The organism is Streptomyces tritici, from assembly GCF_048500665.1.
Lineage (GTDB): Bacteria > Actinomycetota > Actinomycetes > Streptomycetales > Streptomycetaceae > Streptomyces > Streptomyces tritici.
Genome location: NZ_CP183183.1, coordinates 2,968,727 through 2,995,332, shown reverse-complemented (window position 1 = coordinate 2,995,332; position 26,606 = coordinate 2,968,727). Strand labels below are relative to the sequence as shown.

Genomic DNA, 26,606 nt, shown 5'->3' with positions numbered 1-26,606 from the left:
CAGAAACAATCAAGCGTGCTTGCTTTATTGACGGGGCGCTGCCAGGGTCTCCCCAAGTCCCGTGGGCAGGCGTCATCCTGACGCCACCTTCCACCACTCCAGGGGGCACGCATGGTGTTCTACAGCGAGTACGCGGACGTTCCGGCCCTGTCCCTGCCCATCCACGACGCCGTCCTCGGCGAGGCCGCCGCGCGCGGGGACACGCCGGCGCTGATCGACGGAAGCGGCGCTCCGGGGGCGCTCACGCTCACGTACGCGCAGGTCGACGCCTTCCACCGGAAGGTCGCGGCCGGGCTCGCCGAGGCGGGCGTGCGCAAGGGCGACGTACTGGCCCTGCACAGCCCCAACACGGTGCTGTTCCCCATCGCCTTCTACGCCGCCACCCGGGCCGGCGCGTCCGTCACCACCATCCACCCGCTGGCCACCCCCGAGGAGTTCGGCAAGCAGCTCCGGGACTCCGCCGCCCGGTGGATCGTCACCGTCTCCGCGCTCGCGGAGACCGCGCGCAGGGCCGCCGAACTCGCCGGCGGCGTCGAGGAGATCTTCGTCTGCGACACCGCCGACGGACACCGCTCGCTGCAGTCGATGCTCGCCACCACCGCCCCCGAGCCGGACGTCGCGATCGACCCCGACGAGGACCTCGCCGCCCTGCCGTACTCCTCCGGCACCACCGGCGTGCCCAAGGGCGTGATGCTCACCCACCGCTCCATCGGCACCAACCTGAACCAGCTCGAACCGCTCGTCCCCATGGGCCCCGGCGACCGCGTCCTCGCGGTCCTGCCGTTCTTCCACATCTACGGGCTCACCGCCCTGATGAACGCCCCGCTCCGCAAGGGCGCCACCGTCGTCGTCCAGCCGCGCTTCGAGCTCGACCGGTTCCTCGCCGCCGTCCAGGAGCACCGCATCACCGGCCTGTACGTCGCCCCGCCGATCGTCCTCGCGCTCGCCAAGCACCCGTCGGTGGATGCGTACGACCTCTCCTCGCTGCGGTACATCGTGTCGGCCGCCGCCCCGCTCGACGCCTCCCTCGCCGAGGCCTGCCGGGCCCGGCTCGGGCTGCCCGTCCGCCAGGCGTACGGCATGACCGAACTGTCGCCCGGCACCCACGTCGTCCCGCTCGCCGTGGCCGACCCGCCGCCCGGCGCGGTCGGCAAGCTCCTGCCGTCCACCGAGATGCGCATCCTGTCCCTCGACGACCCCGCCAAGGACGCCGCGCCCGGCGAGGAGGGCGAGGTCGCCATCCGCGGCCCGCAGGTGATGAAGGGCTACTTCGGCCGGCCGGAGGCCACCGACGCGATGATCGACGCGGACGGCTGGCTGCACACCGGCGACATAGGCCGCGTCGACGCCGACGGCTGGCTGTACGTCGTCGACCGGGTCAAGGAACTCATCAAGTACAAGGGCTTCCAGGTCGCCCCCGCCGAGCTGGAGGCGCTGCTGCTCACCCACCCCGGCATCGCGGACGCGGCGGTCATCGGCGTCGCCGACGGGGACGGCAACGAGGTGCCGAAGGCGTACGTCGTCCGGCAGCCCGGCGCCGACGGGTTGACCGACGCCGACGTGATCGCGTTCGTCGCGGGGCAGGTAGCCCCGTACAAGAAGATCCGCCGGGTGGAGTTCATCGACGCGGTGCCGAAGGCGGCGTCCGGGAAGATCCTCCGCCGCGAACTGAGGGAGCGCCCATGACCCTGGTCCCCGTCGCCGACGAGCGCGGCATCCGGACCCTGACCCTCGACTCGCCGTCGAACCGCAACGCGCTCTCGGCGGCCCTGGTCGCCGAGCTCGCGGACGCGCTCGCCGCGGCGGGCAAGGACCCGGCGGTCCGGGCGGTGCTGCTCACGCACACCGGGACGGTGTTCAGCGCGGGCGCGGACCTGAAGGCGCCGCCCAACCCGTACGCCTTCGTGACCCTGCTGCGGCAACTCGTCGAACTGCCGAAACCGGTGGTCGCGCGGGTCGCCGGCAAGGTTCGGGCCGGGGGACTGGGCCTGCTCGGCGCCTGCGACGCGGTCGTGGCCTCGGCGGACTCGGACTTCGCGCTCACCGAGGTGCGCATCGGCGTGGCGCCCGCGGTGATCTCGCTGACGCTGCTGCCGAAGCTGGATCCGCGGGCGGCCGCGCGGTACTACCTCACGGGCGAGCGCTTCGGCGCCGCCGAGGCGGCGCGGATCGGGCTGGTCACGGCGTCCGACGCGGACCTGGAGAGCATCCTCGACGGGCTGCGGCGGGCCTCCCCGCGGGGCCTGGCCGCCGCGAAGCGGCTGGTCACGGCTAAAGTCCTGGAGACCTTCGAACGCCACGCGGAGGAGCTCGTGCAGGAGTCGGCCTCCCTGTTCGCCTCCGCCGAGGCGCGCGAGGGGATGACGGCCTTCCTCGAGCGACGGGACCCCGAGTGGCGCTTGTGACCGCACCCAAGCAGGACAGGAGCCGCGCCACCCGGCAGCGGCTCCTGCAGGCCGCGGTGGCCTGCCTGGCCGAGCGCGGCTGGGCGGGCTCCACGGTCGCGGTCGTCGCCGAGCGCGCCGGGGTCTCGCGCGGCGCGGCGCAGCACCACTTCCCGACCCGGGAGGATCTGTTCACGGCGGCGGTCGAGTACGTCGCCGAGGAGCGCTCGCACGCGCTGCGGTCGCTGGCGGCGAAGGACCGCCGCGAGGTCGTCGCGGCGATCGTGGACCTGTACACCGGCCCGCTGTTCCGGGCCGCCCTGCACCTGTGGGTCGCCGCCTCCGACGAGGACCAGCTGCGGAGCCGGGTGACGGAGCTGGAGGCCCGCGTCGGCCGCGAGTCGCACCGCATCGCGGTCGAGCTCCTCGGCGCCGACGAGGCGGTCCCCGGCGTCCGCGAGACCGTCCAGGGCCTCCTCGACATGGCCCGCGGCCTGGGCCTCGCGACCCTGCTGACCGACGACCGCCCCCGCCGCGAGCGCGTGGTGAACCAGTGGGCGGCCCTGGTGGACGAGGCACTGGGCTAGCAGGGCGCGGGGGCGCCGGCGAGCGCCTGGCCGCCCGACGGGCGTGCCGCCCGCCCCGCGCACGACCCGCCACACCGCCCCCGGCGTGTGACCCCCGCCACATGCGATTTGCCGCGCCCGCAGTACGCTGGTCGCATGCTTTCGCTCGTGCGCCGCCGTCACGTGGACTACGTCCGCGTCACGACCATGGGCTGTCGGCGCTCCGCCTGACCTCGGAGCCCCCTTCTCACCCGGCCCGGAGCCCCCGCCCCACCCCGTCGCGGCCGCCCCGGGTCCCGTACACCCCGCGGATGCATTCCATGACGAACACCCAGTCGTACGCGCAGCTCCCCGTCATCGACCTCTCCGCCGCCGACCGCGGCCCGCAGGCCCGGCGCGAGCTGCACCGGCAGCTGCACGCCGCCGCGCACGAGGTCGGCTTCTTCCAGCTGGTCGGACACGGTGTGACCGAGGCCGAGACGGAGGCGCTCCAGCAGGCCATGCGGGCCTTCTTCGCGCTGCCCGAGCCCGCCCGGCTCGCCCTCGACAACGTGAACTCGCCGCACTTCCGCGGCTACACCCGCATCGGCGACGAGCGCACCGCCGGCGCCCGCGACTGGCGCGACCAGCTCGACATAGGCGCCGAGCGGCCCGCCCGCGTCCCCGCGCCCGGCGAGCCCCCGTACTGGTGGCTCCAGGGCCCCAACCAGTGGCCGGCCGCCCTGCCCGAGCTGCGCACGGCCGCGCTGAACTGGATCGAGCGGCTCAGCTCCGTCGCCGAGCGGCTGCTGCACGAGCTGCTTGCCTCCATCGGGGCGGAGCCGCGCTTCTACGACGACATCTTCGGCCCGGAGGCCCACCCGCACCTGAAGCTGGTCCGCTACCCCGGCCGGCCCGCCGAGGAGGGCGACGACCAGGGCGTGGGCGTCCACAAGGACTACGGCTTCCTGACCCTGCTCCTGCAGGACGAGGTCGGCGGCCTGCAGGTCCTGCGCGGCGACGGACTGTTCCACGACGTGCCGCCGATGAAGGGCGCGTTCGTGGTGAACCTGGGCGAGCTGCTGGAGGTCGCCACCAACGGCTACCTCGTCGCCACCAGCCACCGCGTGGTCTCCCCGACCACCGAGCGGTACTCGGTGCCGTTCTTCTACAACCCCCGGCTCGACGCCCGGATCGCGCCGCTGCCGTTCCCGTACGCCTCCGACGCCCCCGGCGTCACGGCCGACCCGGCGAACCCGCTGTTCGCCGAGTACGGCCGCAACGAACTGAAGGGCAAGATGCGCGCCCACCCGCTGGTGACCGCGCGCCACCACGCCGATCTGCTGCTGCGGGACGGCCGCGAGGTCGCGGTGAGCCGGTGACCGTCAGCCGCTGATGTCGGCGTAGCCCTCGATCTCCTGCGGGCTGCGCTGCCCCGGGCCGACGTACGTCGCGGAGGGCCGGACCAGGCGGCCGGTGCGCTTCTGCTCCAGGATGTGCGCCGACCAGCCGGCCGTACGGGCGCAGGTGAACATCGAGGTGAACATGTGCGCCGGCACCTCGGCGAAGTCGAGGACGATCGCGGCCCAGAACTCGACGTTCGTCGCCAGGACGCGGTCCGGGCGGCGGTTGTGCAGCTCCTCCAGGGCGGCCTTCTCCAGCGCCTCGGCGACCTCGAAGCGCGGCGCGGCCAGCTCCTTGGCCGTACGGCGCAGCACGCGGGCGCGGGGGTCCTCGGCGCGGTAGACGCGGTGGCCGAAGCCCATGAGGCGCTCGCCCTTGTCGAGGGCCTGCTTGACGTACGCCACCGCGTCGCCGGTCTTCTCGATCTCCTCGATCATGCCGAGGACGCGGGACGGGGCGCCGCCGTGCAGCGGGCCGGACATCGCGCCGACCGCGCCGGACAGCGCCGCGGCCACGTCCGCGCCGGTGGAGGCGATGACCCGGGCGGTGAACGTGGAGGCGTTCATGCCGTGCTCGGCGGCGGACGTCCAGTACGCGTCCACGGCCTTGACGTGCTTCGGGTCCGGCTCGCCGCGCCAGCGGATCATGAACCGCTCGACGACGGACTGCGCTTTGTCGATCTCGCGCTGCGGCACCATCGGCAGCCCCTGGCCGCGCGCGGACTGCGCCACGTACGACAGGGCCATGACGGCCGCGCGGGCGAGGTCGTCGCGGGCCTGCTCGGGCGAGATGTCGAGCAGCGGCTTCAGGCCCCACACGGGGGCGAGCATCGCCAGCGCGGACTGCACGTCCACGCGGATGTCGCCGGAGTGCACCGGGATCGGGAACGGCTCGGCCGGCGGCAGGCCGGGGTTGAACGCCCCGTCGACCAGCAGGCCCCAGACGTTGCCGAACGAGACATGGCCGACCAGTTCCTCGATGTCGACGCCGCGGTACCGGAGCGCACCGCCCTCCTTGTCGGGTTCGGCGATCTCCGTTTCGAACGCGACGACTCCCTCGAGTCCGGGTACGAAGTCGGACATCAGGCGGCTCCTCGTGGTGGGTGGTTGATCGATGATCAATCAGCGGTCGGATCTGGTCGTGGGGAGGCAACAGTCATCCAGCCGAAGAGTCTGTACGGTTCCGACGATGCGGGGAAGCGTGACATCCGGCACACTGCGCCGATCCGGCGAGCGAGGATTAGCGAGCCGCACCGGCGGGCAGAATGGGGCCGCCACCCGCTGCTGCGGCAGGATGAAACGCGTGACTCACATCCTCGACCCCGCAGACATGCGCGAGCAGTACCGCACCAAGGAGCTGCACGCGGAGGATCTCGCGCCGGATCCGATCGAACAGTTCACCCGTTGGTTCGAGGAGGCGGCGGGGAATCCGGAGATCCACGAGCCCAACGCGATGGTCGTCTCGACCGCCACCCCGGACGGCCGCCCGTCCTCCCGCACGGTGCTGCTCAAGCACTACGACGAGGCCGGCTTCGTCTTCTTCACCAACTACGGCTCCCGCAAGGGCGGCGAACTGGCGGCCAACCCGCACGTCTCGCTCCTCTTCCCCTGGCACCCCGTCGCCCGCCAGGTCATCGTCACCGGCACGGCGGCCCGCACCGGCCGCGACGAGACCGTCGCGTACTTCCGCACCCGCCCCCACGGCTCCCAGCTCGGCGCCTGGGCCAGTGCCCAGTCCTCGGTGATCGACACCCGCGAGGAACTGCTCACCCGCTACGAGGAGCTGCACGCCCGCTACCCGGAGGGCGAGCAGGTCCCGGTGCCCCCGGAGTGGGGCGGCTTCCGGGTGACGCCGGAGACGGTGGAGTTCTGGCAGGGCCACGAGAACCGCCTCCACGACCGGCTGCGGTACGTCCGGGACGGCGAGGGCTGGAGCGTGGAGCGGCTGTCGCCGTAGCGGCGGCCCTCGCCCGGGTGCGCGGACCTTAACGGCCGCACAGCACCGGGGCAAGCAACGACATGCGCGGTCCCCGGACAGTGATCACGCCCACAGTGGCCGAAACCGACCCCCTCCGTCCACGCCTGACATAGCGTGATCAGTGACCAACTCAACCTGTTCACAGGGGGATTAACTATGCGTAGGACTCTGACCAAGTCCCGCAAGTCCGTGGTCGTCGGAACGCTGGCGGCGATGCTCGTCGGCGTTCCGGTCGCCACCGCGGTGGCCGCCGAGATCTCGTCCAGCCGCCTTCCGTTCGCCATCGCGACCGGAGGCAGCAAGGAGGACGGCGACCGCTGGAGGGGCCCGGGCAGCGGGCACGCCAAGGCGTGCGGAGACGTCCCGGTCAACGACACCCGGACGTTCAGCGCGTACATATACCAGGACCGGAGCTTCCGCCCCGACCCGCAGATCGCCAGCACCTCCCGCAGCTACCGCAGCGGATACGGCTGCGGGGCGTACAAGGGGACCAGCACCGGCTCCAAGTACTACACCAAGGCCACCTGGGCGGGCATTCCCGGCAGCCGCGCCTACGGCTACGTGAACGCGCAGAACTGACCACAGGGAACACCGTGTCCTTGAGCAACAACGTCGCCGCGGCCGGCCCTGTGCCGGCCGCGGCCGTCGCGTCCGTGACGGTCCGGTACGGACAGTCCACCGCACTCGACGGCGTCTCGCTGGGCTTCGCCTCCGGCGTCACCGGGCTCCTCGGTCCCAACGGCGCGGGCAAGAGCACCCTGCTCTCCCTGCTGAGCACCGCCCGCCGGCCCACCGCCGGCACGGTCACCCTGCTCGGCGAGCCGGACCCGAAGGGAGCGGCGGTACAACGGGTCCGCCGCAGCATCGGCGTGCTGCCGCAGTCGTTCGGCTTCTACCCGAAGTTCACCGTCCTGGAGTTCACCGAGTACGCGGCCTGGCTGCGCAAGGTGCCCTCGGCCGAGCGCCGGGACCGGGCCCGCGAGGCCCTGCGCCTGGTCGAGATGGAGCAGCACGCCGACCGCCGCATGGGGGCGCTGTCCGGGGGCATGCTGCGCCGCGTCGGCATCGCGCAGGCCGTCGTCAACCAGCCCTCGCTGGTCCTCCTCGACGAGCCGACCGTCGGCCTCGACCCGGCGCAGCGCGTCGGCTTCCGCGGTCTGATCCGAAGCCTCGGCGAGCGCTGCGCCGTCGTGATGAGCACCCACCTGGCCGAGGACGTGGCGCACGTCTGCGACCACGTCGCCGTCCTGCTCGAAGGACGGACCCGGTTCACCGGCACCGTCGCCGAGCTGTGCGCCCTGCCCGCGCGGGACGGCGGCGCGGACGCGGAGCCCGAGGTGAACGGCACCTCCGTGGAGGCCGGGTACCTGCATCTGGCCGGCGCGCAGGCGGTGACCGGATGATCCGCGTCCTGCTGACCGAGCTGCGGCGCGGCGAGGCCAAGTGGGCCGCCGCGGCCATGACCGCGATCGGCTGCTGGTACCTCGCCTCGGAGAGCCCCGCGCAGAGCGACTGGATCGGCTGGTGGACGCAGACCAGCCTGCAGGTCCAGCTGTTCGGCGTGATCGTCATGGGCTCGGTGACGAGCAGCGCCGCCGCCTGGGGCGCCGGCCGCGCCCACCGGCATCGCACCCTCCCGCTCGCGGAGACGGCCGCCCGCAGCGGCTGGACGCAGGCCCTCGTGGTGGGTCTGGCGGCCTGGCTGTGCGCCCTGCTCGGCTACGCCGTGCTCGCCGCCGTCGCGTTCGCCCGGACCGCCGCCGTCAGCGAGCTCACCGCGCCGGTGTGGGCGCCGCTGCTCCTCGGCGCCGCCGTGCTCGCCCTGCAGACCGGCTTCGGCGTGGCCGTCGGCCTCGCGCTGCCGTCCCGCGTCGTCGCCCCCTTCGCCGGGGTCTTCTGGTACGGCCTGTTCGTCGTCCTCGGGTTCCTGCCCGACAGCCCGCTGAACAAGCTCGTCCCGGCCGTCGACGAGCACTGGGACACCGTCTTCGCGCCGAACACCCCCCGGATGCTCGTCGCCGGAGTGTGGTGCCTGGCGCTGGCGCTGCTCCTGCCCGCGCTGCCGGCGCTGCTGCGCCCCGCCGCCCGCCCCCGGCCGTACGCCCCCGTGGCGCTCGGCCTCGTCGCGCTGGCCGCCGGCGGGGCGCTGGTGTCGTTCCCGACGCCGAAGCCCGACCCGTACTGGGCCGTGCGCAAGGAGCAGCCCGCCGCACCCGTCTGCGCGACGAGCGGCCGGACCACCGCCTGCCTGTGGCCGGAGGACCGGCACCTCCTTGCCCACGCCCGCGCGGCGGCCCGCCGCGTCGACACCGGCCTCGGCGGACTGAAGGGCCTCAACCGCGGCTTCTACGCCACCGGCCTGGACCGGCCGGCCGGCGCCACGGCCGAACTCCCGCTGACGAGCCCGGCGCAGACCGAGGAGCAGTTGGCCGATGCCATGTTCGCCGCGTCGCTCCCGTTGCCGCCCGAGGGCTGCGAGCCGAAGGTGAGGGACGAACTCGGCGGCTATCCGGACACCTTCCTGTTCGAGGCGGCCGTGCGTCAGCGCATCGGCGTCCCGTCCGAGTACTACGGCGAGCGGTTCGGCGCCGCCCTCGAACGGATCGCCCGCGCCCCGCGCGCCGCCCAGGACGCCTGGATCGAGCAGTCCGCCGAGGCCGTCCGGTCCTGCCGGCCCGTCCCCCCGCCGCCCCGGTGAACGCCGCGGTCGCCTTCGCCCGCAGCCGCGGTCTGCCCGTGGCCGTCGGCAGCGCCACGGCCGTCGCGCTGGTGACGACGGCGTTCGCGAGCCGGCGCGTGGCGGTGCCGGAGTTCCGCTACCTCGTCGACTTCAGCGTGCCCGTCGCGGAGCTCGCCCCGCTCGCGTACGCGGTGCTCCTGGCCGGCACGCTGTTCTCGCCGATGGCCGAACTGGAGCGGACCGCCGCCCAGCCGATGCGGCGGCACCGCGCGGTGCACCTGCTGGTGCTGCTCGGCTGCGCGCTGGCCCTGAGCGCCCTGCCGCTGGCGGCCGGGGCGACGGGCGAGGTGTGCCTCGCCGCGGCGCGCAACGCGGTCGGCTACCTGGGGCTCGGCATGATCGGGGCCCGGCTGTTCGGCAGCGGCCTGGCGTGGCTGCCGCCGCTCGGCATGTTCGGTCCCACGCTGCTCCTCGGGGTGCGCTTCGACAACACGCCCGAGCCGTGGGCCTGGGCCCTGCACCCGGCGTCGAGCACCTCCGCCGCCGTGGTGGCCGGGCTGCTGTGGTTCGTCGGCGCCGTCGCCGCGGCCACCGGCTCGCCGCGCGCGGCCGAACGGGCGGAGCAGCGCTAGGCGTTCCCCGCCAGGGCCCGGGCCTGTTCCAGGGCCGTCTCCACGGCGGCGGGGATGTCGGTGACCGGGAACTGGACGTGGCGTACGGTCCGGGCCCGGTCCAGGACCAGGACCAGGCGCTTGAACCGGAGCATCTGTCCGGTGCGGAACGTGGGGAGGCGCAGGGCCGCCGAGAGGCGGTGGTCGGTGTCGGAGAGGAGGAGGAACGGCAGGTCCTCCTCCGCCGCGAACGCCCGTTGTTCGTCCGGGCGTTGGGCGGAGACGCCGCGTACCGCGATGCCGGCCGCGGTGAAGTCCGGGTACGCGTCCCGGAACAGCCGGTTCTCCAGGGTGCAGCCGAGCGTGCCGGGGATGTCGTTCCAGCCCTCCGGCAGCGGGCTCGGCCGGCCGGTGGCGGGGTAGCAGAACAGGACGGTCGCGGCCGCGTCCGCGTCGACCGGGTCCAGCTCGCCGCCGGTGTGCGCCGGCAGCAGCAGCCCGGCGGGCAGCCGTGCGCCGGGCAGGTCGTGGACGCGGTGCGCCTCGGGGCCGTCCTCGTCGGCGAGGGCGGTGAGCCGGCCGTCGCCGAGGACCCAGCGGTCGGCCCAGTCCTGCATGGCGACGAGCACGGGCAGCAGGGCGCGGCCCGCGTCGGTGAGCCGGTACTCGTACCGGACCGGGTTCCGCTGGTACGCGACCTTCTCCAGGACGCCCGAGTCCACGAGGTGCCCGAGCCGCTCGGTGAGCACCTTGCGGGAGATGTCCAGCTCGCGCTGCAGCTCGTCGAAGCGGTGCCGGCCGCGGGCCGCCTCCCGCACGAGCAGCAGGCTCCACCAGTCGCCGATGACGGCGGCCGCCTGCGCGACGGCGCACGCGGTGTCGCGGTCGGGTACGGCTCGGGGCATCGCGGTCTCTCCTTACGGTCCGGCGTTCCCATCTTGCGCCACGGAGTGAGTTCCCGATAGAAACTCTCTCGTCCCGCGAGTTAGTTCCCAAAAGAGACTCACTGGTCTCGCCGATCCACAGGGGGAGATGTCCGTGCCCGTCGCCTGGGCAACCGCACGGCGCACCTGGCTGATGACGCGCCGCGCCTATCCGTGGTCGTACGCCGTCGGCACCGTGCTGCCCGCCGCGCTCGCCATCGCGCTGGCGTACCTCGGCTTCCACGCCGTCGCCGACGGCGCCGTCGCCGACGACTTCACGGCCGGCACCGGCACCACCGCCTACCTGGCCTACCTCGCCGTCGGCGCGACCGCCTTCCAGTTCACCGTCCGCCTGATCCTCTGGTCCGCCAAGGCGCTGATCACCGAACAGCGCGAGGGCACCCTCGGCGCGCTGCTCGTCGCGCCCGCCGGCCGCTTCCCCTACCTGCTCGGCTTCACCGGCTTCGCCGTCACCAGCAGCCTCGTCGAGTTCCTCGCCCTCGGCGTCGTCATCGCCGCCTTCGGCATCGCGATCCCCGTGTCCTCGCCCCTCGCCCTGCTGCTCGGCGCGCTCGCCCTGCTCGGCACCGTCTTCGCGCTCTGCGTCGGCCTCGGCGGGCTGATGATCGCCGCCGGCGAGGCGCACATCTCGCAGAACACCGTCTTCATCGTCCTCGGCCTGCTCGGCGGCTACACCTTCCCCCGCAGCTACCTCCCGGACTGGGCCCAGTGGCTCGCCGAACTGCTGCCCACCACCGCCGCCGTCGACGTCCTGCACGGCGCGACCACCGGCGGCCAGACCCTCGCCGAACTCCTGCCGCGGCTGGGCGCCGCCGCCCTCGTCGCCGCCGGCTACCTGCTGCTCGGCCTGCTGTACCTGCCGCGGGCCGAGGCCCGCGCCGTGGAAAGGACCTACTGACGATGACGACCGGCATCCAGGTGCGCGGACTGCGCAAGGACTTCCCCGTACGGGACAAGGGCCTCTTCGGCCCGCGCGGCACCAAGCGCGCCGTCGACGGCCTCGACCTCGACATCCCCGCCGGCCGCATCACCGGCCTCCTCGGCCTCAACGGCGCCGGCAAGACCACCACCATCAAGATCCTCGCCACCCTGCTGCGCCCCAGCGCCGGAACCGTCCGGGTCGACGGCCTCGACACCGTCGCCGACGCCCGCGCCGTACGCCGCCGGATCAACCTCATCGCGGGCGGCGAGCGCATGGTCTACCACCGCATGACCGGCGCCGAGAACCTCTGGTACTTCGGCCAGCTCTACGACGTCCCCCGCGCCGAACTGCGCACCCGCATCGCCGAACTCCTCGATCTCGTCGGCCTCACGGACGCCGCCGACACCGCCGTCGAGCGCTACTCCCGCGGCATGACCCAGCGCCTCGCCATCGCCCGCGGCCTCATCAACCGCCCCGCCTACCTGCTCCTCGACGAACCCACCCTCGGCCTCGACGCCCCGATCGCCCGCGACCTGCGCAAGGTCGTGGCCGAACTGGCCGCCGCCGGCACGGGCGTGCTCCTGACCTCCCACTACCTCACCGAGGTCGAGGAGCTCTGCGGCCACGTGTACGTGATCTCCGAGGGCCGCCACCTCGCCCAGGGCAGCCCCGCCGAGCTCAAGGCCGCCACCGGCAGCCACCGCACCGTCCGGCTGACCGTCACCAACCCCGGCCCGGCCACCGCCGCCGTCGCCGACCGCTTCGGCGCGCGCCGCGAGCCGCGCCCCGACGGCGGCGAACTGCTCGTCCTGAGCCACCCCGACGACGTCGCAGGACCGCTGGCCGCCGCGATCGTCGGGGCCGGCGGCTCGATCGGCGGCCTGGAGATCGCCGAAGCCAGCCTGGAGGACGCGATCCTGCGGCTGGCCGACGGCGAGGCCCGGGCGCTCGCGGGGGTGGCCGGATGAACCTGCGGCACGCCCTGCGCGTCTTCGCCGCGGAGGCCCTCAAGCAGCACCGCCGCCTCTTCGGCCAGCCGCTCGTCGTCTTCTCGATGCTGGTCTGGCCGGTGCTCCAGCTCGCCACGACCTACTACACCCTGCGGCCGGTCGCGACCGCCTCCCCGGCCGCCGCGAACTGGCCCCTCGCCGCCGACCCCGAACGCCTCCTCGCGTTCCTGGCCACCGGCACCCTCGCCTACGCGTTCTTCTTCTCGCTCGTCCAGTCCGCCTGGCACTTCGCCTTCGAGCGCAGCACCGGCACCCTGGAGCTGCTGTTCCTCTCCCCGGCGGGCCGGCTGACCCTGATGCTCGCGAACGGCGCCGGGGCGCTGGTCCAGAACGCCTGGCTGCTGACCTGCTTCACCGTCGCCGCCCTGACCGGCTTCGGCGCGCTGTCGGTGTCCGCGTGGTGGATGTACGGGGTGGTCTTCCTGGCCCTGCTGATCCCGGCGGTGGCGTGGGGCGCGTTCCTGAACAGCCTGCTGGTGTTCTCGCGCGACTCGACGTTCCTCTACACGATCCTGGACGAGCCGCTGTGGTTCGTGGCGGGCGTCCGCCTGCCGAACTTCGCCCTCCCGGCGGCGGTCCAGATCGTCGGCGCCGTCTTCCCGCTCACCGGCAGCCTGGTGGTCCTGCGCGGCGCCCTCCTGGACCACCGCACCCTCACGGACCTCGCGGGCCCGCTGGCCGGCCTGGCCGGCCTCAGCCTGCTGCTCCTGGCCGGGGCCGCGCTGATCCTGAAGGCGGGCGAGGCGAGGGCCCAGCGCACGGGCACGCTGTCCCTGGCGTGAGCGCTCGGGAGGAGCCCGGAAACGCAGACGACCCGTGGGCCTTGGTCCCGTCCGCTCGAGTTCGGACGGGAGCCGGCCGGACTTACCGGCGGCCCACGGGTCGGGTGACTGCGTTGGTGTTCGGCAGGGGCCTGCCGAGGTGCACAGAGTGCGACGGCAGGCCTTAGCCCGCAGTCACCTCACGAGTCCGAAAAGAAACCATTTTTTCGGATCACCTCCTTTCGCGTGTGCCCACACACTAAGAGGGTGCCGGGAGGGGTTCAAGCGAATTAATCGGCGGATCTTCCGGCCGCTAATCGGCGGATGTCCCGGCCGCGTGCTCCGCGATGATCCGCGCCATCGAGCCGACCGGCAGACCGGGGTTCCGGCCCGCGGCTTCGGCCACGCCGGGGTTCCCGTCGGAGACGAGCGCGAGCAGGTAGGCGAGCGGCAGCCGGGGGTGGTCGGCGACGGCGGTGCGCACCCGGGCGTCGGGATCGGTCGCCAGCTCCTCCAGGTGCGGGACGGGCAGCTCCGGGTCGCGCGGGGCCAGCGCCCGCATCCGCGGATCGGGGTCGGTCGCGAAGCGCCGCAGATACGCGACCGGGTACGCGTACCGGTCGGAGGGCCGGTCCGCCGGCTTCCTGGTGTCCTTGTGGGCCCGCTCCACGCGCTCCACGGCGGCCGGGTCGAGGGTGTCGCGGTGACACCGGACGGTGACCAGGCGGACGTACTGGTCCTCGTCGTCCAGCAGCCGCGCCACGGCCTCCGGGGGCAGCCCCGCGGCGCGCGCCGCCGAGTGCCGGAAGAACGGGTACGGCGAATCGAGGTGCCGCAGCGGGTCGGCCCGCACCCACGCGACGGTGCGGAAGTCCAGACCGGCCAGGGCCAGCCGGCAGAACACGTCCTCGTCGCTGCACCCCTCCTCCAGGAACCGCCGTGCCCGCGCCTCCCCGGCCCGCAGGTACGCGTAGATCTCCGCCCGCAGCTCCTCCGGAGTGTCCTCCCGGACCAAGACCGCGGCCCGGACGACCGGGTCCGCGTCCCGGGCCAGTACGTCCCGCAGCGCCGCGGGCAGCGCCGGATGCGCGGCCACCGCGCCGCGCACCTCCTCGTCCTCGTCCGCCGCCAGCGCGGCCGCCGTCTCCGGCGTCAGCGGATCCAGATGGGCCACCACGCCCGCCCGGGTCGCCGGGTCGGCCAGCAGCGCCGGGATCAGTTCGGCCGGCGGGGCCGGGTGCGGCAGGCGGCGGAAGTACGTCGAGCAGGCCGCCTTGCGGACCCTGGGCTCCGGGTCGGCGAGCAGCCTGCGCCGTACGTCCTCGGGCGCGGCCACCCACCACTGCGCCAGCTCGATCCGCACCTCCGGATCCGGATCCTCCGCCAGGCGGGCGAGCACGTCGGCCGGGGCGTCCGCGTTCCGGGCGAGGAACTGCCGCACGAGCGGGCGCGGGTCGGCGACCAGCAGGTCGAGCACGTCCCCGGGCAGCTGGTCGGCCACCCGGGTCAGCTGCCCACGGACCTCGTACGCCGGGTGCGCCGCGAGCCCACGGTAGACGCCGTCCGGGAGACCCGGGGCGCCGGCGAGCCACCGCAGCACCACCTCGTGCCCGGAGGCCGCGAGCTCCTCCACCAGCGCCGGCGGCGGATCCTCGTACAGGTGCTCGGCCACCCGCCCCAGGACCCCGCACTCCAGCAGCGGGCGCAACAGGCGGGCGGGCAGCGCCGGGTTGGCGCCCAGGCCCCTCAGGACGAATTCGGTGTGCATGCCCCTCATGCTCGTTTCCGGCATGCAACGATTTCCTCGAATCAGGTGTGTCCTGCGTCACGTTCGAGTTGAATGACCGGGGCGTGCGGATCGGGCGTACGCGTACACACCGTCCTGCAGGGGGTGCCGGGATGAGTGCTGCCGGAAGTGGGACCGCGGAGCGACGGGCCGAAGGGCCCGGGGGCGACCTTTTGGCCGCCCTGCTCGACGGGATGGACGCGGCCCTGTGCGCCTTCGACGCGGACGGGACCGTCACGCACTGGAACCGGGAGGCCGAGCGGATCCTCGGCTGGCCCGCCGAACAGGCCGTCGGGCGGCGCGGTTTCGCCGGCTGGGCGGCCCGCCCGGCCGACGCCGACGAGGTGCTCGGGCGGCTCATGGCCGCCATGCACGCCCCCGGCCGCCAGGTCCACGAGTTCGCGCTGCTCCGGAAGGACGGCGGACGCGTCCTCGTCCGCACCCAGTCCGCCGGGGTGCGCGGCGCGGACGGGCAGCCGGCCGGCGTGTACTGCGCCTTCAGCGAGGTCCACGCGCAGATCGACCTGGAGCGGTCCATCGCGCTCAGCGAGGCCCTCTTCGAGGACGCCTCCTGGGGCGTCGTCCTCGTCGACGTCGACCTGCGGCCCGCCGTCGTCAACGCCCGCGCCGCCCGCGCGCTCGGCACCGGCCGCACCACCGCCCTCGGCCGCCCGCTCGGCGAGCTGATCGCCCAGGGCGTCGAGGAGGTCGAGGGCGCCCTCCAGCACGTCCTCGCCGAGGGCGCGCCGCCCGGGCTGGCCGAGATGTGGGTGACGCTGCGCGGCGACGGCGAGGAGCGGCGGCGCTGCTGGCGCAGCGGCTTCCTGCGGCTGGCCTCGCCGCTCGCCGAGGAGCCCGTGCCGCTGGGCGTCGGCTGGCTGTTCCAGGACGTCACCGAGGCCCGGCTCGCCGAGCAGGAGGCCGACCGGCTGCGCTTCCGCAGCAGCCAGTTGCACCGCGCCGGGGCCGCCGCCGCGGAGTGCGAGGACCCGATGGAGGCCGCGACCGTCCTGCTGGACTTCGCCGTCGCGGGCTTCGCCGACCACGCGCTGCTCGACGTCACCGCCGACGAGCGCCGCCTCGTCCGGGCCGCGGCCACCCCGACGGGCGCGCCGGGCCCCGTCGCGCCCGTCGCGGGCGGCGGGGTGCCCGTCCCGTACCCGGACGGGCATCCGGCCCTGCAGGCGCTGGCCCGCACCGGCCCCGTCCGCGCCTCCGCCGGCGCGGGCCGGCCGCACGCCGCGGGGGAGTGGGCCGCCGAACGCCGCTGGCCGGGCGACGCGGCCCACGCCCTGTGCATCCCGCTGCGCAGCCGGGGCCGCACCCTCGGCATCGCGACCTTCCTGCGCTCCGCGTCCCGCCCGCCCTTCGAACGCCCGGACGCGGTCTACGCGGAGACGGTCACGACCCGCCTGGCCGCCTCCCTGGACCTGGCGGAGGCACTACGGGGCCGGTGAGGCACCCGGCCGCGCCGCCCACCGAGCGCCTGACGGGCGGGGGTCAGGCGCGGGAGAGGATCGGGGCCGGGCGCGGCGGCGGACCGGGTCAGGCGCGGTAGAAGATCCGGTCCGCGTACTCGGTCATCACGCGGCCGTTCCACTCGTGACCGCCGTCCACGTTGCCCGAGCGCAGCAGGGGCGGCTCGATGCCGCGGGCGACCAGCTCCTCCGCCGCCGCGGCCATCGTGGCCTGCATCAGCGCGCTGGTCACCACTGTCGACGCGGGCGCGAAGGGCGCCTCGATGCCCTCGTGCGTCAGCTCCGCGTCGCCGACCGCGATCTTCGAGTCCAGGACGATGTCGCAGTGGTCCTTCAGGTACGTGCCCGACACGTGGCGGGACTTCGTCTCCGAGGCGTACGCCACCGACGTCACGCCGATCACCGTGAGCCCGAGCGCCCGCGCGTTCATCGCCATCTCCACCGGCAGCGCGTTGCGCCCGGACAGCGAGACGACGAACAGCAGGTCGCCCGCCCTCGCCGGCGAGGAGTCCAGGACCGCGCCCGCGAGCCCGTCCACCCGCTCCAGCGCGGAGCCCAGCGTGGCCGGCATGACGTCGACGCCGACGACCCCCGGTACCGCCAGCAGGTTCATCAGCGCGAAGCCGCCCGCCCGGTAGACGACGTCCTGCGCGGCGAGCGAGGAGTGCCCCGCGCCGAACGCGAACAGCCGGCCCCCGGAGGCCACCGTGTCGGCGATCGCGGCGCCCGCCGCGGCGATCTCCGCCGCGTCCTCGTCCCGGACCCGCTGGAGCAGGCCGATCGCCGCGTCGAAGAACCGGTCGGGCAGTTTTCCGCCGCCGCCGCTCCCGCCGTCCCCGCGCGCGCTCTCGCCCATACCGAAGCCCCTTCTCGTCGTGGTCGCCGATCACGGTGCGGTCTGGACCATTGCTCTGTCAATACTGCCTCTGCCCGGTATGCAGACGGCTGGGCACGGTTGTCCGCGACATGCGCAAGAATTGGTGCAGGGCCAGCGCACGACTCAATCGAGGGGCACGTATGTCCGGACTGATCGACACCACGGAGATGTATCTCCGCACCATCCTCGAACTCGAGGAGGAAGGCGTCGTCCCGATGCGCGCCCGGATCGCCGAGCGGCTGGACCAGAGCGGTCCGACGGTCAGCCAGACGGTGGCCCGCATGGAGCGCGACGGCCTGGTGGCCGTCGCCAGCGACCGCCACCTGGAGCTCACCGAGGAGGGCCGCAAGCTCGCCACCCGCGTGATGCGCAAGCACCGCCTCGCGGAGTGCCTGCTCGTCGACGTGATCGGCCTGGAGTGGGAACAGGTCCACGCCGAGGCCTGCCGCTGGGAGCACGTGATGAGCGAGGCGGTGGAGCGGCGCGTCCTGGAGCTGCTGCGCCACCCGACCGAGTCGCCCTACGGCAACCCGATCCCGGGCCTCGACGAGCTGGGCGAGAAGGCGGAGGCCGAGGCGTTCCTCGACGACTCCATGGTGTCGCTGGCCGACCTGGACCCCGGTACGGACGGCAAGACGGTGATCGTCCGCCGCATCGGCGAACCGATCCAGACCGACGCCCAGCTGATGTACACCCTGCGACGGGCCGGCGTGCAGCCCGGCTCGGTGGTCAGCGTCACCGACTCGCCGGGCGGCGTGCTCGTCGGCAGCAGCGGCGAGGCGGCGGAGCTCGACGCGGAGATCGCCTCCCACGTCTTCGTGGCGAAGCGGTAGCGCACACCTTTCCGGGCACCTTCCCTTCCCGGACCCGGACCCGGACCCTGGCTTCCCCCGGGCACCCGCTAGCCGCGGAACGTGCGGCGGTAGGTGTCCGGCGGGACGCCGACCGTCCGCTGGAAGTGGCGGCGCAGCGTCGTCGCCGTGCCCATGCCCGCCGCCGCGGCGATCGTCTCCACGCTGTCGTCGGTGCTCTCCAGCAGCTCCTGCGCGCGCCGGATCCGCTGGGCCAGCAGCCACTGCAGCGGCGTCGTGCCCGTCACGGCGCGGAAGTGCCGCGCCAGATGGCGTGAGCTCATGTGTGCCCGCCGGGCCAGGTCCTCGACCGTCAGCGGCCGGTCGAGCCGCCCCATCACCCACGGCAGCAGCTCCGCCAGAGGATGGCCGTCCCGGGCCGGTACGGGCGTGCTGACGAACTGTGCCTGGCCGCCCTCACGATGCGGCGGCACGACCAGCCGCCGGGCGACCACGTTGGCGACCGCCGAGCCGTGGTCGCGGCGCACCAGGTGCAGGCACAGGTCCATCGCCGCCGCCTTGCCGGCCGAGGTCAGCACCCGGCCGTTGTCGACGTACAGCACGTCCGGGTCGACCTCGACCCGCGGGTGGCGGGCGGCCAGCTCGTCGGTGTGCGCCCAGTGCGTGGTCGCGCGCAGCCCGTCGAGCAGGCCCGCGGCGGCGAGGGCGAAGACCCCCGTGCACAGCGACGCCACCACCGCGCCCGCCTCGTACGCCGCGCGCACCGCCGCGACCAGCTCGGCCGGCGGCTCCTCGTCCACGTCCGCGAGCGCCGGGACGATCACGGTGTCGGCCTCCGCGAGCCCGTCGAGCCCGCGGTCCGGCTCCAGCAGGAACCGCCCGACCCGCACGGCGCGCGCCCCGCACACGGTGAGGTCGTACCAGGGGCCCGGCAGCGCGGCCGGGGCGGAGCCGAAGACCTCCTGGGCCAGGGCCAGTTCGAAGTGCAGCATCCCGTCGGTCGCGGCGATGGCGACGGATCGGCGGCGCGGGGCGGAAGCCATGTCCGGAAGTGTATGGGTCATGTCGTTCCGGACACTGGGAGACGACGCGCCGCGGCGACAGGATCTGCGTACGGGACCAGGACAGGACCTGGGCGGGCAGACGGGAGTGGACATGGGTGCGGTGCGGAACGACGTCGTCGCGGTGTACGGGGCGTACGGGCACACCGGGCGGTTCGTCGTCGCGGAGCTGCGCGAGCGCGGGTACGTCCCGCTGCTCGTCGGCCGCGACGCGGTCGCGCTGAAGGCGCTGGCCGGGGAACTGCCGGGCCTGGAGGGCCGCCAGGCGGCGGTCGACGACCCGGCGGCGCTCGACCGCGCACTGCGCGGCGCCGCCGCCGTGATCAACTGCGCCGGGCCCTTCGCCGCCACCGCCGCCCCGCTCGTCGAGGCGGCGCTGCGGGCCGGGATCCCGTACGTCGACGTGGCCGCCGAGATCGAGGCGAACCGCGACACCTTCGCGCGGTTCGCGGACCGGGCGCGGGACGCCGGCGTCGTGGCCGTCCCCGCGATGGCCTTCTTCGGCGGCCTCGGCGACCTGCTGGTGACCGCCGCGCTGGGCGACCGGACGACGGCCGACGAGGTGCACGTGGCGTACGCCCTGAGCAGCTGGCACCCCACCGGCGGGACGCTCGCCTCCGGCACGGTGTCCCACGAGCGGCGGGCCGGCCGCCGGGTCCGCTTCACGGGCGGCGAGTTGACATACCACGACGACGCCCTGCCGGCCCTGCGGTGGCCGTTCCCGGACCCGCTCGGCCCGCAGGACGTCCTCGGCGAGTTCACCATGGCCGACGTGGTCACCGTCCCCAGCCACCTCGCCGTCCCGGAGGTGCGCACGTACATGACCGTGAACGCCGCCGCCGACCTGGCCGCCCCCGGCGCCGCCGCGCCGGCCGCCGTCGACGAGCGCGGCCGGTCGGCACAGACCTTCCTCGTCGACGTGCGCGTCACCTCCGGCGGCGAGGAGCGCCGTGCCGCCGTGTCCGGCCGGGACATCTACGCGGTCAGCGCGCCGCTCGCCGTCGAGGCAGTCGACCGGATCCTCACCGGCCGGACGAAGGCCACGGGGGTCCTCTCCGCGGGCGCGGCCTTCGACGCCCCGGACTTCCTGCGGGCCCTGTCCGGACACGTGACCTTGGCGCAGGGCATTTAGCAGGGCCTTGGCAGGGCTTCAGGCGGGCGGCTTTTGGGTGGGAGCGAGGGCAGGATGGGGGCGCGCGTCGGTCAGGACGCGCCGACGCGCGCCAGGTACGCGGCCAGCCCCGCCGACGCGGACGCGCCCGCCCAGCCCACGTACCCGTCCGGCCGGATCAGGAACAGGCCGCGCCCGTACGCCTCGTACGCGCCGAGGCGCACCGCCCGGAGGGCGCTGCCGCTGCCGCTGCCGCCCACGTCGACGGCCGGCGGCTCCACCCCCACCGCGAGCAGCGTGAAGTGCGGGCCGCGGAAGGCGTCGAAGAGCCGCCCGCCCTCGTACGGCCCGTCCGGCGCGCGGTCGCCGGCCCGCAGCGCCCCGTCCGGCAGGCCGGTCCGTGTCTCCACGGCGAGCGAGGACCCGCGGTAGCCGACGCCGAGCTGCCGCACCTCGTCGCCGCGCTGGGTGTTCTCCCCGTCGGTGCTCGCCCGGTGGATGCGGGTGGTGATGCCGAGGACGTCCGCGGCGACGGGCAGGCGCTCCTCCTCGTACGTGTCGAGCAGCGCCTCGGGCGCGCCGTGCCGCAGCACCTGGCCGAGCTTCCAGCCGAGGTTGTAGGCGTCCTGGACGCTGGTGTTGAGGCCCTGGCCGCCGGCGGGGGAGTGGATGTGCGCGGCGTCGCCGGCGAGGAAGACCCGGCCCTCGCGGAACCGTTCGGCCATCGCCGCGCGGGCCCGGAAGTCCGAGGCCCACCGCACCTCGATCACCTCCGCCGCGGTGACCGGCGTACGGGCGGCGATCAGCTTGCGCACGGCGTCCGGGGCGGTGTCGACGGTCGCGTCGACGTCCTCGAAGCCCGCGACGAGCTGGAACCCGTCGCCCTCGCCGCCGGGCAGCGGGCACAGGGCGATGCCGCCGCCCTCCGCCGTGGGCCAGATGTGCCAGTTGCGGCGGTCGACGACCGCGCCGGGCGCGAGGCGCACGTCCGCGACGAGCATCGGGTGCGGATCGACGGTCTCGCCGGCCATGCCGAGGCCCAGCGCGCGGCGGACGGTCGAGCGCCCGCCGTCGGCGCCGACGAGGTACGCCGCGCGGACGGTGTCCCCGCCGGAGAGCTCCGCCTCGACGCCCTCCGCGGTCTGACGGAAGGCGGTGAGCCCGGCCCCGAAGCGGACGGAGCCGCCCAGCTCCCGCAGCCGCTCGTACAGCACCTCCTGGGTGCGGGACTGCGGGATGAGGAGGGCGTTCGCGTACGGGACCTGCTCGCTCGGCTCGGCGCGCTCGATCATGTCCCACTCGTGCTGCGGCTCGGCGCCCTGCCAGGCACGCATCCGCAGGTACTCCGAGGCGGAGGCCAGGATCCCGGGCAGCGCGCCGAGGTCGTCGAGGACCTCCAGGCTGCGCGGCTGGAGCCCCTTGCCGCGCGAGCCGGGGAACAGCCGGTCCGCCTTCTCCAGGAGCACCGTGCGCACGCCCCGGCGGGCGAGGTCGAGGGCGAGGACGAGGCCGGTGGGGCCGGCGCCGGCGATGAGGACGTCGGTGTCGAGGGGAGCGGTGCTGTGGACGGGCACGGGAAGACCTCCAGAGTTCCTTAACGACGTTAAGCCCACGCCGCAGGAGCATTCCCTTAACGCTGTTAAGTTGTCAAGCGCGGCTACCGTGGCGGCGTGGCGACGAAGAAGACGAACCGGATCGATCCCGCGCAGGTCGCGGAGGTCGCTCTGGGCCTCCTGAACGAGAAGGGCCTGGAGGGGCTCACCCTGCGGGCCATCGCCGGCGAGCTGAACGTCCAGGCGCCCGCGCTGTACTGGCACTTCAAGAACAAGCAGGCGCTGCTCGACGAGATGGCGACGGTGATGTACCGGCGGATGGTCGCCGACCCCGCCGCCCGCCCGTCCGGCGACGTGAGCTGGCAGGAGCGGATCCTCGCCGTCAACCGCGGCCTGCGTGCCGGACTCCTGCGGTACCGCGACGGCGCGAAGGTCTACAGCGGCGCCCGTTTCACCGCCGACGACTTCGCCGCCGACATGGAGGAGCAGCTGCGCGCGCTGGTGGACGCGGGCTTCGGGCTGCGCCAGGCGGTCCGGGCGAGCACGACGGCGTACATGTTCACGCTCGGCTTCGTGACGGAGGAGCAGGGCATGCAGCGGGGCCCCGGCGAACTGCGCGAGGGCTTCGACGTGGAGGAGCGCACCGGTCGGCTCGCGCCCGACTACCCGCTGGCGGCGGCGGCCGGGAAGGAGATCTTCGCCGACTACGACGACCGCTTCGAGGAGGGCCTCCGGCTGATCGTGGCGGGCATCGAGGCCCGGTACGCCCCGGAGGCGGCCGGCCGGGAGGGCTGACGCGGGGGCGGGAGCGGGAGCGGGGGCGGGGTCGGGGTCGGGAAGGCGGGGGTCGGCGAGGGGCGTCGGGGTCGCCGTACGGCGTGAACGGCGTGAAGTGGACAGCCCGGTTTACGGCGGAATGGCCCCGCGCGCCCCCTCGGCGTGCCACGCTGGGGGCAAGGGGACCGGGGTGGTGGGCCGGTCGGGTCGGGGAGGGGGCCGGAGGATGCCGGCGACGCGGCGAGCGGACGGACGGGCGCCGACGGACGGACGGGTGCGGCCGGACGGACGGGTGCGGACGGGCGAGGGCCCCGGCGCCCATGGACGCCGGGGCCTGTCCTCCCCTGTGCCGACCCGGAGCCCCGAGCTCCCAGGGTCGACCCCTTCGGACCGGTTTCCCCGAGCGGTCCGCCCCCCGCAGAAGATCTCCCCTCGGCGGCGCGCGCCAATCCTTGAGCGATGTCACTCGAAGGTGGGGTGTTGCGCGGCAGAACCGCATTTTCGAATACAGGTTCGATAGTCTGGCGGAGCTCGACGGCGCACGCGGCATGTGGCTTCGAGCCCTTCACATTCAGGTACGACGCTCGATCGAAGAGTCGAAGAGGGGGTGCCAGGAGCATGATGCGACGCATCGATGTCACCGGAGCCGACGGCGTACGCCTGGCTGCCTGGGAGTTCGCGGAACCGCGCCGAGGGGCCGGACGGGAACCCGCGGACGTGCTCGCGCCCGCCCCCGCCTCCGGGGTGTTACTCCTCCACGGCCTGATGGGCCGGGCGACCCACTGGGCGCCCACGGCCCGCTGGCTCTCCGCCCGGCACCGCGTGGTCGCGCTCGACCAGCGGGGCCACGGCCTCAGCGAGAAGCCCCCCGCCGGCCCGTTCACGCGCGAGGCGTACGTGGCGGACGCGGCGGCCGCGGTCGAACAGCTCGGGCTCGGCCCCGTGACTCTCGTCGGCCACTCCATGGGCGCGCTCACCGCCTGGCAGCTCGCGGCGGAACGGCCCGACCTCGTCCGCGCCCTGGTCATCTGCGACATGCGCGCCTCCGCGCTCGGCGCGGCCTCCCAGCGCGAGTGGGCGGACTGGTTCCGCTCGTGGCCGGTCCCGTTCGCCACGCTCGCCGACGTACGGAAGTGGTTCGGCGCGGACGACCCCTGGGTCGAGCACCCGAACCCGGGGCGCGGCGAGTTCTTCGCCGAGGTGATGACGGAGTCGGTGGACGGCTGGCGTCCGGTGTTCGATCCGGCGCAGATGCTCACGTCCCGCGAGACATGGGTGCACGACGCGCACTGGGACTCCCTCGCGCAGGTCCGCTGCCCCACGCTCGTCGTCCGCGGCCTCGACGGCGAACTGGGCCGCGCGGAGGCGCAGGAGATGGTCCGCGTCCTGCCGCACGGCGCGTACGCCGAGATCCCCGACGCCGGCCATTTCCTCCACTACGACCACCCCGACGCGTGGCGCGAGGCCATCGAACCGTTCCTGAACGGGGTCCTGACCCCGTAGGGGCCGGCGGGCGCAACTAGGCCAGAACCTGACCTGATGACCCCCTACGGTCGGGGCACAGCCCGGGGAGCGGGATGGGAACTGCGAAGGGGAACTGCCGTGTTGCGAGGTCTCACCACCGTCAGCTTCTGGACCTCCGATTTGGCGGAGGCGAAGCGCTGGTACACGGAACTGCTGGGGGTGGAGCCGTACTTCGAGCGCCCGGGGTACGCGGAGTTCCGCCTCGGCGACCACCAGCACGAACTGGGTCTCATCGACAGCCGCTACGCCCCGGAGGCGGCGGCCCCCGGCCCGGGCGGCGCCATCGTGTACTGGCACGTCGACGACGTGCCCGCGGCGGTGGACAGGTTGCTGTCCCTGGGCGCGAAGGAGTACGAACCCCTCACGGAGCGAGGCCCCGGCTTCGTCACGGCCTCGGTGACGGACCCGTTCGGCAACGTCCTGGGCGTGATGTACAACCAGCACTACGTGGACGTACTGAGGGCACGCGGCTGACGCCGCGGGGGCGCTGGGGGCGAGCCGGCCTGGCGGGCTTCTGGTGCGGCCGCCCTCTTTCCGAGTGTGGTCCCTGGAGGCGCCGCGTCAAGGGCGCTCCTTACGTCGCGTCGCTTCGCGATTCCGCTGTCGCTCCACCCTTGCCCCGGCACCTCCAGGGCCCTTTTCACACTCGGAGGGCGGCCGGGGGCGGGGGTCCGCGCGGGGGGCCGTCTGCCCGCGAGCGCCGTGGGCGGCCGTCGGGCTGGTTGGGTGGTGTTGCGCGGCAGTGGAGTGGGGTGCCCATTGCCGTCTCGGCGGCATGGGGGCCGTGGGTGTGTGCGGTGCATGCCTCGCTGGTCATTGCCCGGTGGGGGGAGGGGTGGGAGGGGTAGGGGGTTGGAACGGAAAGCGCACGCGAACGACGGCAAGTGGTGCGGACGGGACCGGTGTTGTCTCGTGTGACGAGGGTGGGGGACGGGGGCGCGTTGAATACCGAGTTACGACGCGGACAGCTGACGATTCGGCTCGGGGCGCAACCGAACGCGCACGGTAACGGACCCCAAGGGGCCTGGGTGAGACGGGTGTCGTCTTGTGTGACGAGGGTGGGGGACGGCGGCGGGTTGAGTGCCACGTTGAGGCGCGGGCAGGGAGAGATCCGGCCCCGGGCGTAACCGAACGCGAACGAGAACGGCCGGCGAGGTCTTGGTTGGGGCGGGGGAGGGAGGCGGCGAGGCGTTGAGGGCTGCGTTACGACGCGGACGGCCGACGACCCGGCCCGGGCGCAACCGAACGTGCACGGGAACGGACCCCAAGCGCCCTCGCGGGGGCCGGTGTTGCCACGTGTGACGGGGGAGGTGACGGCCGCGCTGCTCGGGCTCCGTTACGGCGTGGACGGCCGGCGGTCCGGCCCGGGCGCAACCGAACGCGGACGGGAACGGGCTGCGAGGTGCCTGGTTGGGGCGGGTGTTGTTTCGTGTGGCGAGGGTGGGGGATGGGCGCGCGTTGATTTCCGCGTTACGTCCCAGGCGTGCGGAAAACCGGTCCCGGGCGTAACGGAGCGTGCCCCGGAGGCGTCCGCGAGGCATTCGGAGGGGGCGGAAGTCGCCTGGTGTGACGGGGGAGGTGACGGCCGCGCTGCTCGGGCTCCTTTACGACGCGGACGGCCGACGATCTGGCCCGGGCGCAACCGAACGCGGACGGAGACAGGCCGCAACGCATGTGCGTGGAAGGGGCGTTGACGCGCGTGGCAACTGATCCTCTACGGTGGCTCGGTGACCGCGACGGAGGAGCGCAGAGACGTGGGGCCGCCCGCTGAGGGTCCTGACGAGAAGTCGACGCTGCTCGCGTTTCTGAACTACCTCCGTGACGCCGTGGCCGCGAAGGCTGAAGGGCTGGACGACGGCAAGGGGCGCACACCCGGCGTGGAGTCCGGTACCAGCGTCTTCGGCCTCGTCAAGCACCTGACCGCAGCGGAGACCTACTGGTTCGCCTGGGCCTTCGAGGGTGAGGACGTCGCCCACCCGGACTTCGGCATGGAGCTTGCCGAGGCCGACAAAGCGGAAGTCCTCTTCGCCGCCTACCGTCGGGCCGTCGAACGCTCCAACCGCATCGTCGCCCGTCACGACGACCTGAACCGCCGCTGCGCCCGTCCCGCAGGCACGGCCGGCGCGGTGCGATCACTGCGGTGGGTCCTGGTCCACATGATCGAGGAGACCGCCCGCCACGCAGGTCACGCCGACATCCTCCGCGAACAGGCCGACGGCGCCGTCGGCCGCTGAGCTCTGCTCTCCGCGGAAGTGAGGCGGCCGGCTGCCTTCCGTTCGCCGGAACGGAGTCCTGAAGGTGCCGCCGTCCCCCTCCCCCGTCACACGAGACAACACCAGCCCCACTGGCACCCCTTGCCGCCGTTCACGTGCAATTTCGGTTCCGGCCC

The 26,606-nt window shown here is 73.9% G+C and carries 25 protein-coding genes; 19 read left to right on the top strand and 6 right to left on the bottom strand.

Annotated elements, in window-relative coordinates; all coding sequences use genetic code 11:
- Positions 1–111: 111 nt before the first annotated feature.
- The 4 genes from ACNJ93_RS13680 (at position 112) to ACNJ93_RS13665 (ending at position 4,311) form a co-directional block, all read left to right on the top strand.
- Positions 112–1,686, top strand: a complete 1,575-nt coding sequence (locus ACNJ93_RS13680; RefSeq protein WP_418957682.1) for a 4-coumarate--CoA ligase family protein — start codon at positions 112–114, stop codon at positions 1,684–1,686.
- A complete protein-coding gene (locus ACNJ93_RS13675) occupies positions 1,683–2,405 on the top strand; it encodes an enoyl-CoA hydratase family protein (RefSeq protein ID WP_418957681.1) in 723 nt (240 codons plus the stop codon). The genes ACNJ93_RS13680 and ACNJ93_RS13675 overlap by 4 nt, the downstream gene beginning before the upstream one ends.
- A complete protein-coding gene (locus ACNJ93_RS13670; RefSeq protein ID WP_418957680.1) occupies positions 2,393–2,971 on the top strand; it encodes a TetR/AcrR family transcriptional regulator in 579 nt (192 codons plus the stop codon). The genes ACNJ93_RS13675 and ACNJ93_RS13670 overlap by 13 nt, the downstream gene beginning before the upstream one ends.
- 299 nt (positions 2,972–3,270) lie before the next feature.
- Entirely contained in the window at positions 3,271–4,311 is a 1,041-nt protein-coding gene (locus ACNJ93_RS13665; RefSeq protein ID WP_418957679.1) for an isopenicillin N synthase family dioxygenase, read from the top strand.
- Between the two features lie 3 nt (positions 4,312–4,314).
- Here the strand turns inward: ACNJ93_RS13665 and ACNJ93_RS13660 are convergent, their stop codons facing one another.
- Positions 4,315–5,415 (bottom strand): citrate synthase 2, encoded by a 1,101-nt coding sequence (locus tag ACNJ93_RS13660; RefSeq protein ID WP_418957678.1) that lies wholly within the window; start codon positions 5,413–5,415, stop codon positions 4,315–4,317.
- Positions 5,416–5,662: 247 nt separating this feature from the next.
- Between ACNJ93_RS13660 and pdxH the strand changes: the two genes are divergently transcribed.
- The 5 genes from pdxH (at position 5,663) to ACNJ93_RS13635 (ending at position 9,622) form a co-directional block, all read left to right on the top strand.
- A complete protein-coding gene (pdxH, locus tag ACNJ93_RS13655) occupies positions 5,663–6,289 on the top strand; it encodes a pyridoxamine 5'-phosphate oxidase (RefSeq protein WP_418961397.1) in 627 nt (208 codons plus the stop codon).
- A 177-nt stretch (positions 6,290–6,466) separates the two neighbouring features.
- On the top strand, positions 6,467–6,889 hold the full coding sequence (locus tag ACNJ93_RS13650; RefSeq protein ID WP_418957677.1) for a hypothetical protein: 423 nt from the start codon (positions 6,467–6,469) through the stop codon (positions 6,887–6,889).
- A gap of 14 nt (positions 6,890–6,903) precedes the next feature.
- Positions 6,904–7,713, top strand: a complete 810-nt coding sequence (locus ACNJ93_RS13645; protein ID WP_418957676.1) for an ATP-binding cassette domain-containing protein — start codon at positions 6,904–6,906, stop codon at positions 7,711–7,713.
- Complete coding sequence (locus ACNJ93_RS13640) at positions 7,710–9,008, top strand: DUF7224 domain-containing protein (protein ID WP_418957675.1); 1,299 nt, start codon at positions 7,710–7,712, stop codon at positions 9,006–9,008. Before ACNJ93_RS13645 ends, ACNJ93_RS13640 begins: the two co-directional genes overlap by 4 nt.
- On the top strand, positions 9,005–9,622 hold the full coding sequence (locus ACNJ93_RS13635) for a hypothetical protein (RefSeq protein ID WP_418957674.1): 618 nt from the start codon (positions 9,005–9,007) through the stop codon (positions 9,620–9,622). The genes ACNJ93_RS13640 and ACNJ93_RS13635 overlap by 4 nt, the downstream gene beginning before the upstream one ends.
- Here the strand turns inward: ACNJ93_RS13635 and ACNJ93_RS13630 are convergent.
- Complete coding sequence (locus ACNJ93_RS13630) at positions 9,619–10,506, bottom strand: winged helix-turn-helix transcriptional regulator (RefSeq protein WP_418957673.1); 888 nt, start codon at positions 10,504–10,506, stop codon at positions 9,619–9,621. The genes ACNJ93_RS13635 and ACNJ93_RS13630 overlap by 4 nt on opposite strands.
- 127 nt (positions 10,507–10,633) lie before the next feature.
- Here ACNJ93_RS13630 and ACNJ93_RS13625 point away from each other — a divergent pair, with 127 nt between their 5' ends.
- The 3 genes from ACNJ93_RS13625 to ACNJ93_RS13615 are packed head-to-tail and all read left to right on the top strand — an operon-like array spanning position 10,634 to position 13,259.
- On the top strand, positions 10,634–11,443 hold the full coding sequence (locus ACNJ93_RS13625; protein WP_418957672.1) for an ABC transporter permease: 810 nt from the start codon (positions 10,634–10,636) through the stop codon (positions 11,441–11,443).
- 2 nt (positions 11,444–11,445) lie between these two features.
- A complete protein-coding gene (locus tag ACNJ93_RS13620; RefSeq protein WP_418957671.1) occupies positions 11,446–12,435 on the top strand; it encodes an ABC transporter ATP-binding protein in 990 nt (329 codons plus the stop codon).
- Entirely contained in the window at positions 12,432–13,259 is an 828-nt protein-coding gene (locus ACNJ93_RS13615) for an ABC transporter permease (protein WP_418957670.1), read from the top strand. The genes ACNJ93_RS13620 and ACNJ93_RS13615 overlap by 4 nt, the downstream gene beginning before the upstream one ends.
- A 292-nt stretch (positions 13,260–13,551) precedes the next feature.
- Here ACNJ93_RS13615 and ACNJ93_RS13610 read toward each other — a convergent pair whose 3' ends face one another.
- Positions 13,552–15,006 (bottom strand): hypothetical protein, encoded by a 1,455-nt coding sequence (locus ACNJ93_RS13610; RefSeq protein ID WP_418957669.1) that lies wholly within the window; start codon positions 15,004–15,006, stop codon positions 13,552–13,554.
- A gap of 131 nt (positions 15,007–15,137) precedes the next feature.
- Between ACNJ93_RS13610 and ACNJ93_RS13605 the strand changes: the two genes are divergently transcribed.
- Positions 15,138–16,481 (top strand): PAS domain-containing protein, encoded by a 1,344-nt coding sequence (locus ACNJ93_RS13605; RefSeq protein ID WP_418957668.1) that lies wholly within the window; start codon positions 15,138–15,140, stop codon positions 16,479–16,481.
- Between the two features lie 88 nt (positions 16,482–16,569).
- Here the strand turns inward: ACNJ93_RS13605 and ACNJ93_RS13600 are convergent, their stop codons facing one another.
- Positions 16,570–17,358, bottom strand: coding sequence for an SIS domain-containing protein (locus ACNJ93_RS13600; RefSeq protein ID WP_418957667.1), 789 nt, complete (start codon positions 17,356–17,358; stop codon positions 16,570–16,572).
- A 161-nt stretch (positions 17,359–17,519) separates the two neighbouring features.
- Here ACNJ93_RS13600 and ACNJ93_RS13595 point away from each other — a divergent pair, with 161 nt between their 5' ends.
- Complete coding sequence (locus ACNJ93_RS13595) at positions 17,520–18,212, top strand: metal-dependent transcriptional regulator (RefSeq protein WP_418957666.1); 693 nt, start codon at positions 17,520–17,522, stop codon at positions 18,210–18,212.
- A 68-nt stretch (positions 18,213–18,280) separates the two neighbouring features.
- Here the strand turns inward: ACNJ93_RS13595 and ACNJ93_RS13590 are convergent, their stop codons facing one another.
- Positions 18,281–19,234 carry a helix-turn-helix domain-containing protein gene (locus ACNJ93_RS13590; RefSeq protein WP_418957665.1) on the bottom strand — a complete coding sequence of 318 codons (954 nt, stop codon included), beginning with the start codon at positions 19,232–19,234 and terminating at the stop codon, positions 18,281–18,283.
- Positions 19,235–19,346: 112 nt separating this feature from the next.
- Here ACNJ93_RS13590 and ACNJ93_RS13585 point away from each other — a divergent pair, with 112 nt between their 5' ends.
- Positions 19,347–20,384, top strand: a complete 1,038-nt coding sequence (locus ACNJ93_RS13585) for a saccharopine dehydrogenase family protein (protein ID WP_418957664.1) — start codon at positions 19,347–19,349, stop codon at positions 20,382–20,384.
- A 71-nt stretch (positions 20,385–20,455) separates the two neighbouring features.
- Here the strand turns inward: ACNJ93_RS13585 and ACNJ93_RS13580 are convergent, their stop codons facing one another.
- Positions 20,456–21,937: an FAD-dependent monooxygenase gene (locus ACNJ93_RS13580; protein ID WP_418957663.1), complete on the bottom strand. Its 1,482-nt coding sequence runs from the start codon at positions 21,935–21,937 to the stop codon at positions 20,456–20,458.
- 96 nt (positions 21,938–22,033) lie between these two features.
- Between ACNJ93_RS13580 and ACNJ93_RS13575 the strand changes: the two genes are divergently transcribed.
- The 4 genes from ACNJ93_RS13575 to ACNJ93_RS13560 all read left to right on the top strand — a co-directional run bounded on the left by ACNJ93_RS13575 (position 22,034) and on the right by ACNJ93_RS13560 (position 26,451).
- Complete coding sequence (locus ACNJ93_RS13575; protein WP_418957662.1) at positions 22,034–22,711, top strand: TetR/AcrR family transcriptional regulator C-terminal domain-containing protein; 678 nt, start codon at positions 22,034–22,036, stop codon at positions 22,709–22,711.
- A 600-nt stretch (positions 22,712–23,311) separates the two neighbouring features.
- On the top strand, positions 23,312–24,196 hold the full coding sequence (locus ACNJ93_RS13570) for an alpha/beta fold hydrolase (RefSeq protein WP_418957661.1): 885 nt from the start codon (positions 23,312–23,314) through the stop codon (positions 24,194–24,196).
- A 99-nt stretch (positions 24,197–24,295) separates the two neighbouring features.
- Positions 24,296–24,691 carry a VOC family protein gene (locus tag ACNJ93_RS13565; RefSeq protein ID WP_418957660.1) on the top strand — a complete coding sequence of 132 codons (396 nt, stop codon included), beginning with the start codon at positions 24,296–24,298 and terminating at the stop codon, positions 24,689–24,691.
- A gap of 1,253 nt (positions 24,692–25,944) precedes the next feature.
- Positions 25,945–26,451, top strand: a complete 507-nt coding sequence (locus tag ACNJ93_RS13560) for a DinB family protein (RefSeq protein ID WP_418957659.1) — start codon at positions 25,945–25,947, stop codon at positions 26,449–26,451.
- Positions 26,452–26,606 lie beyond the last annotated feature (155 nt).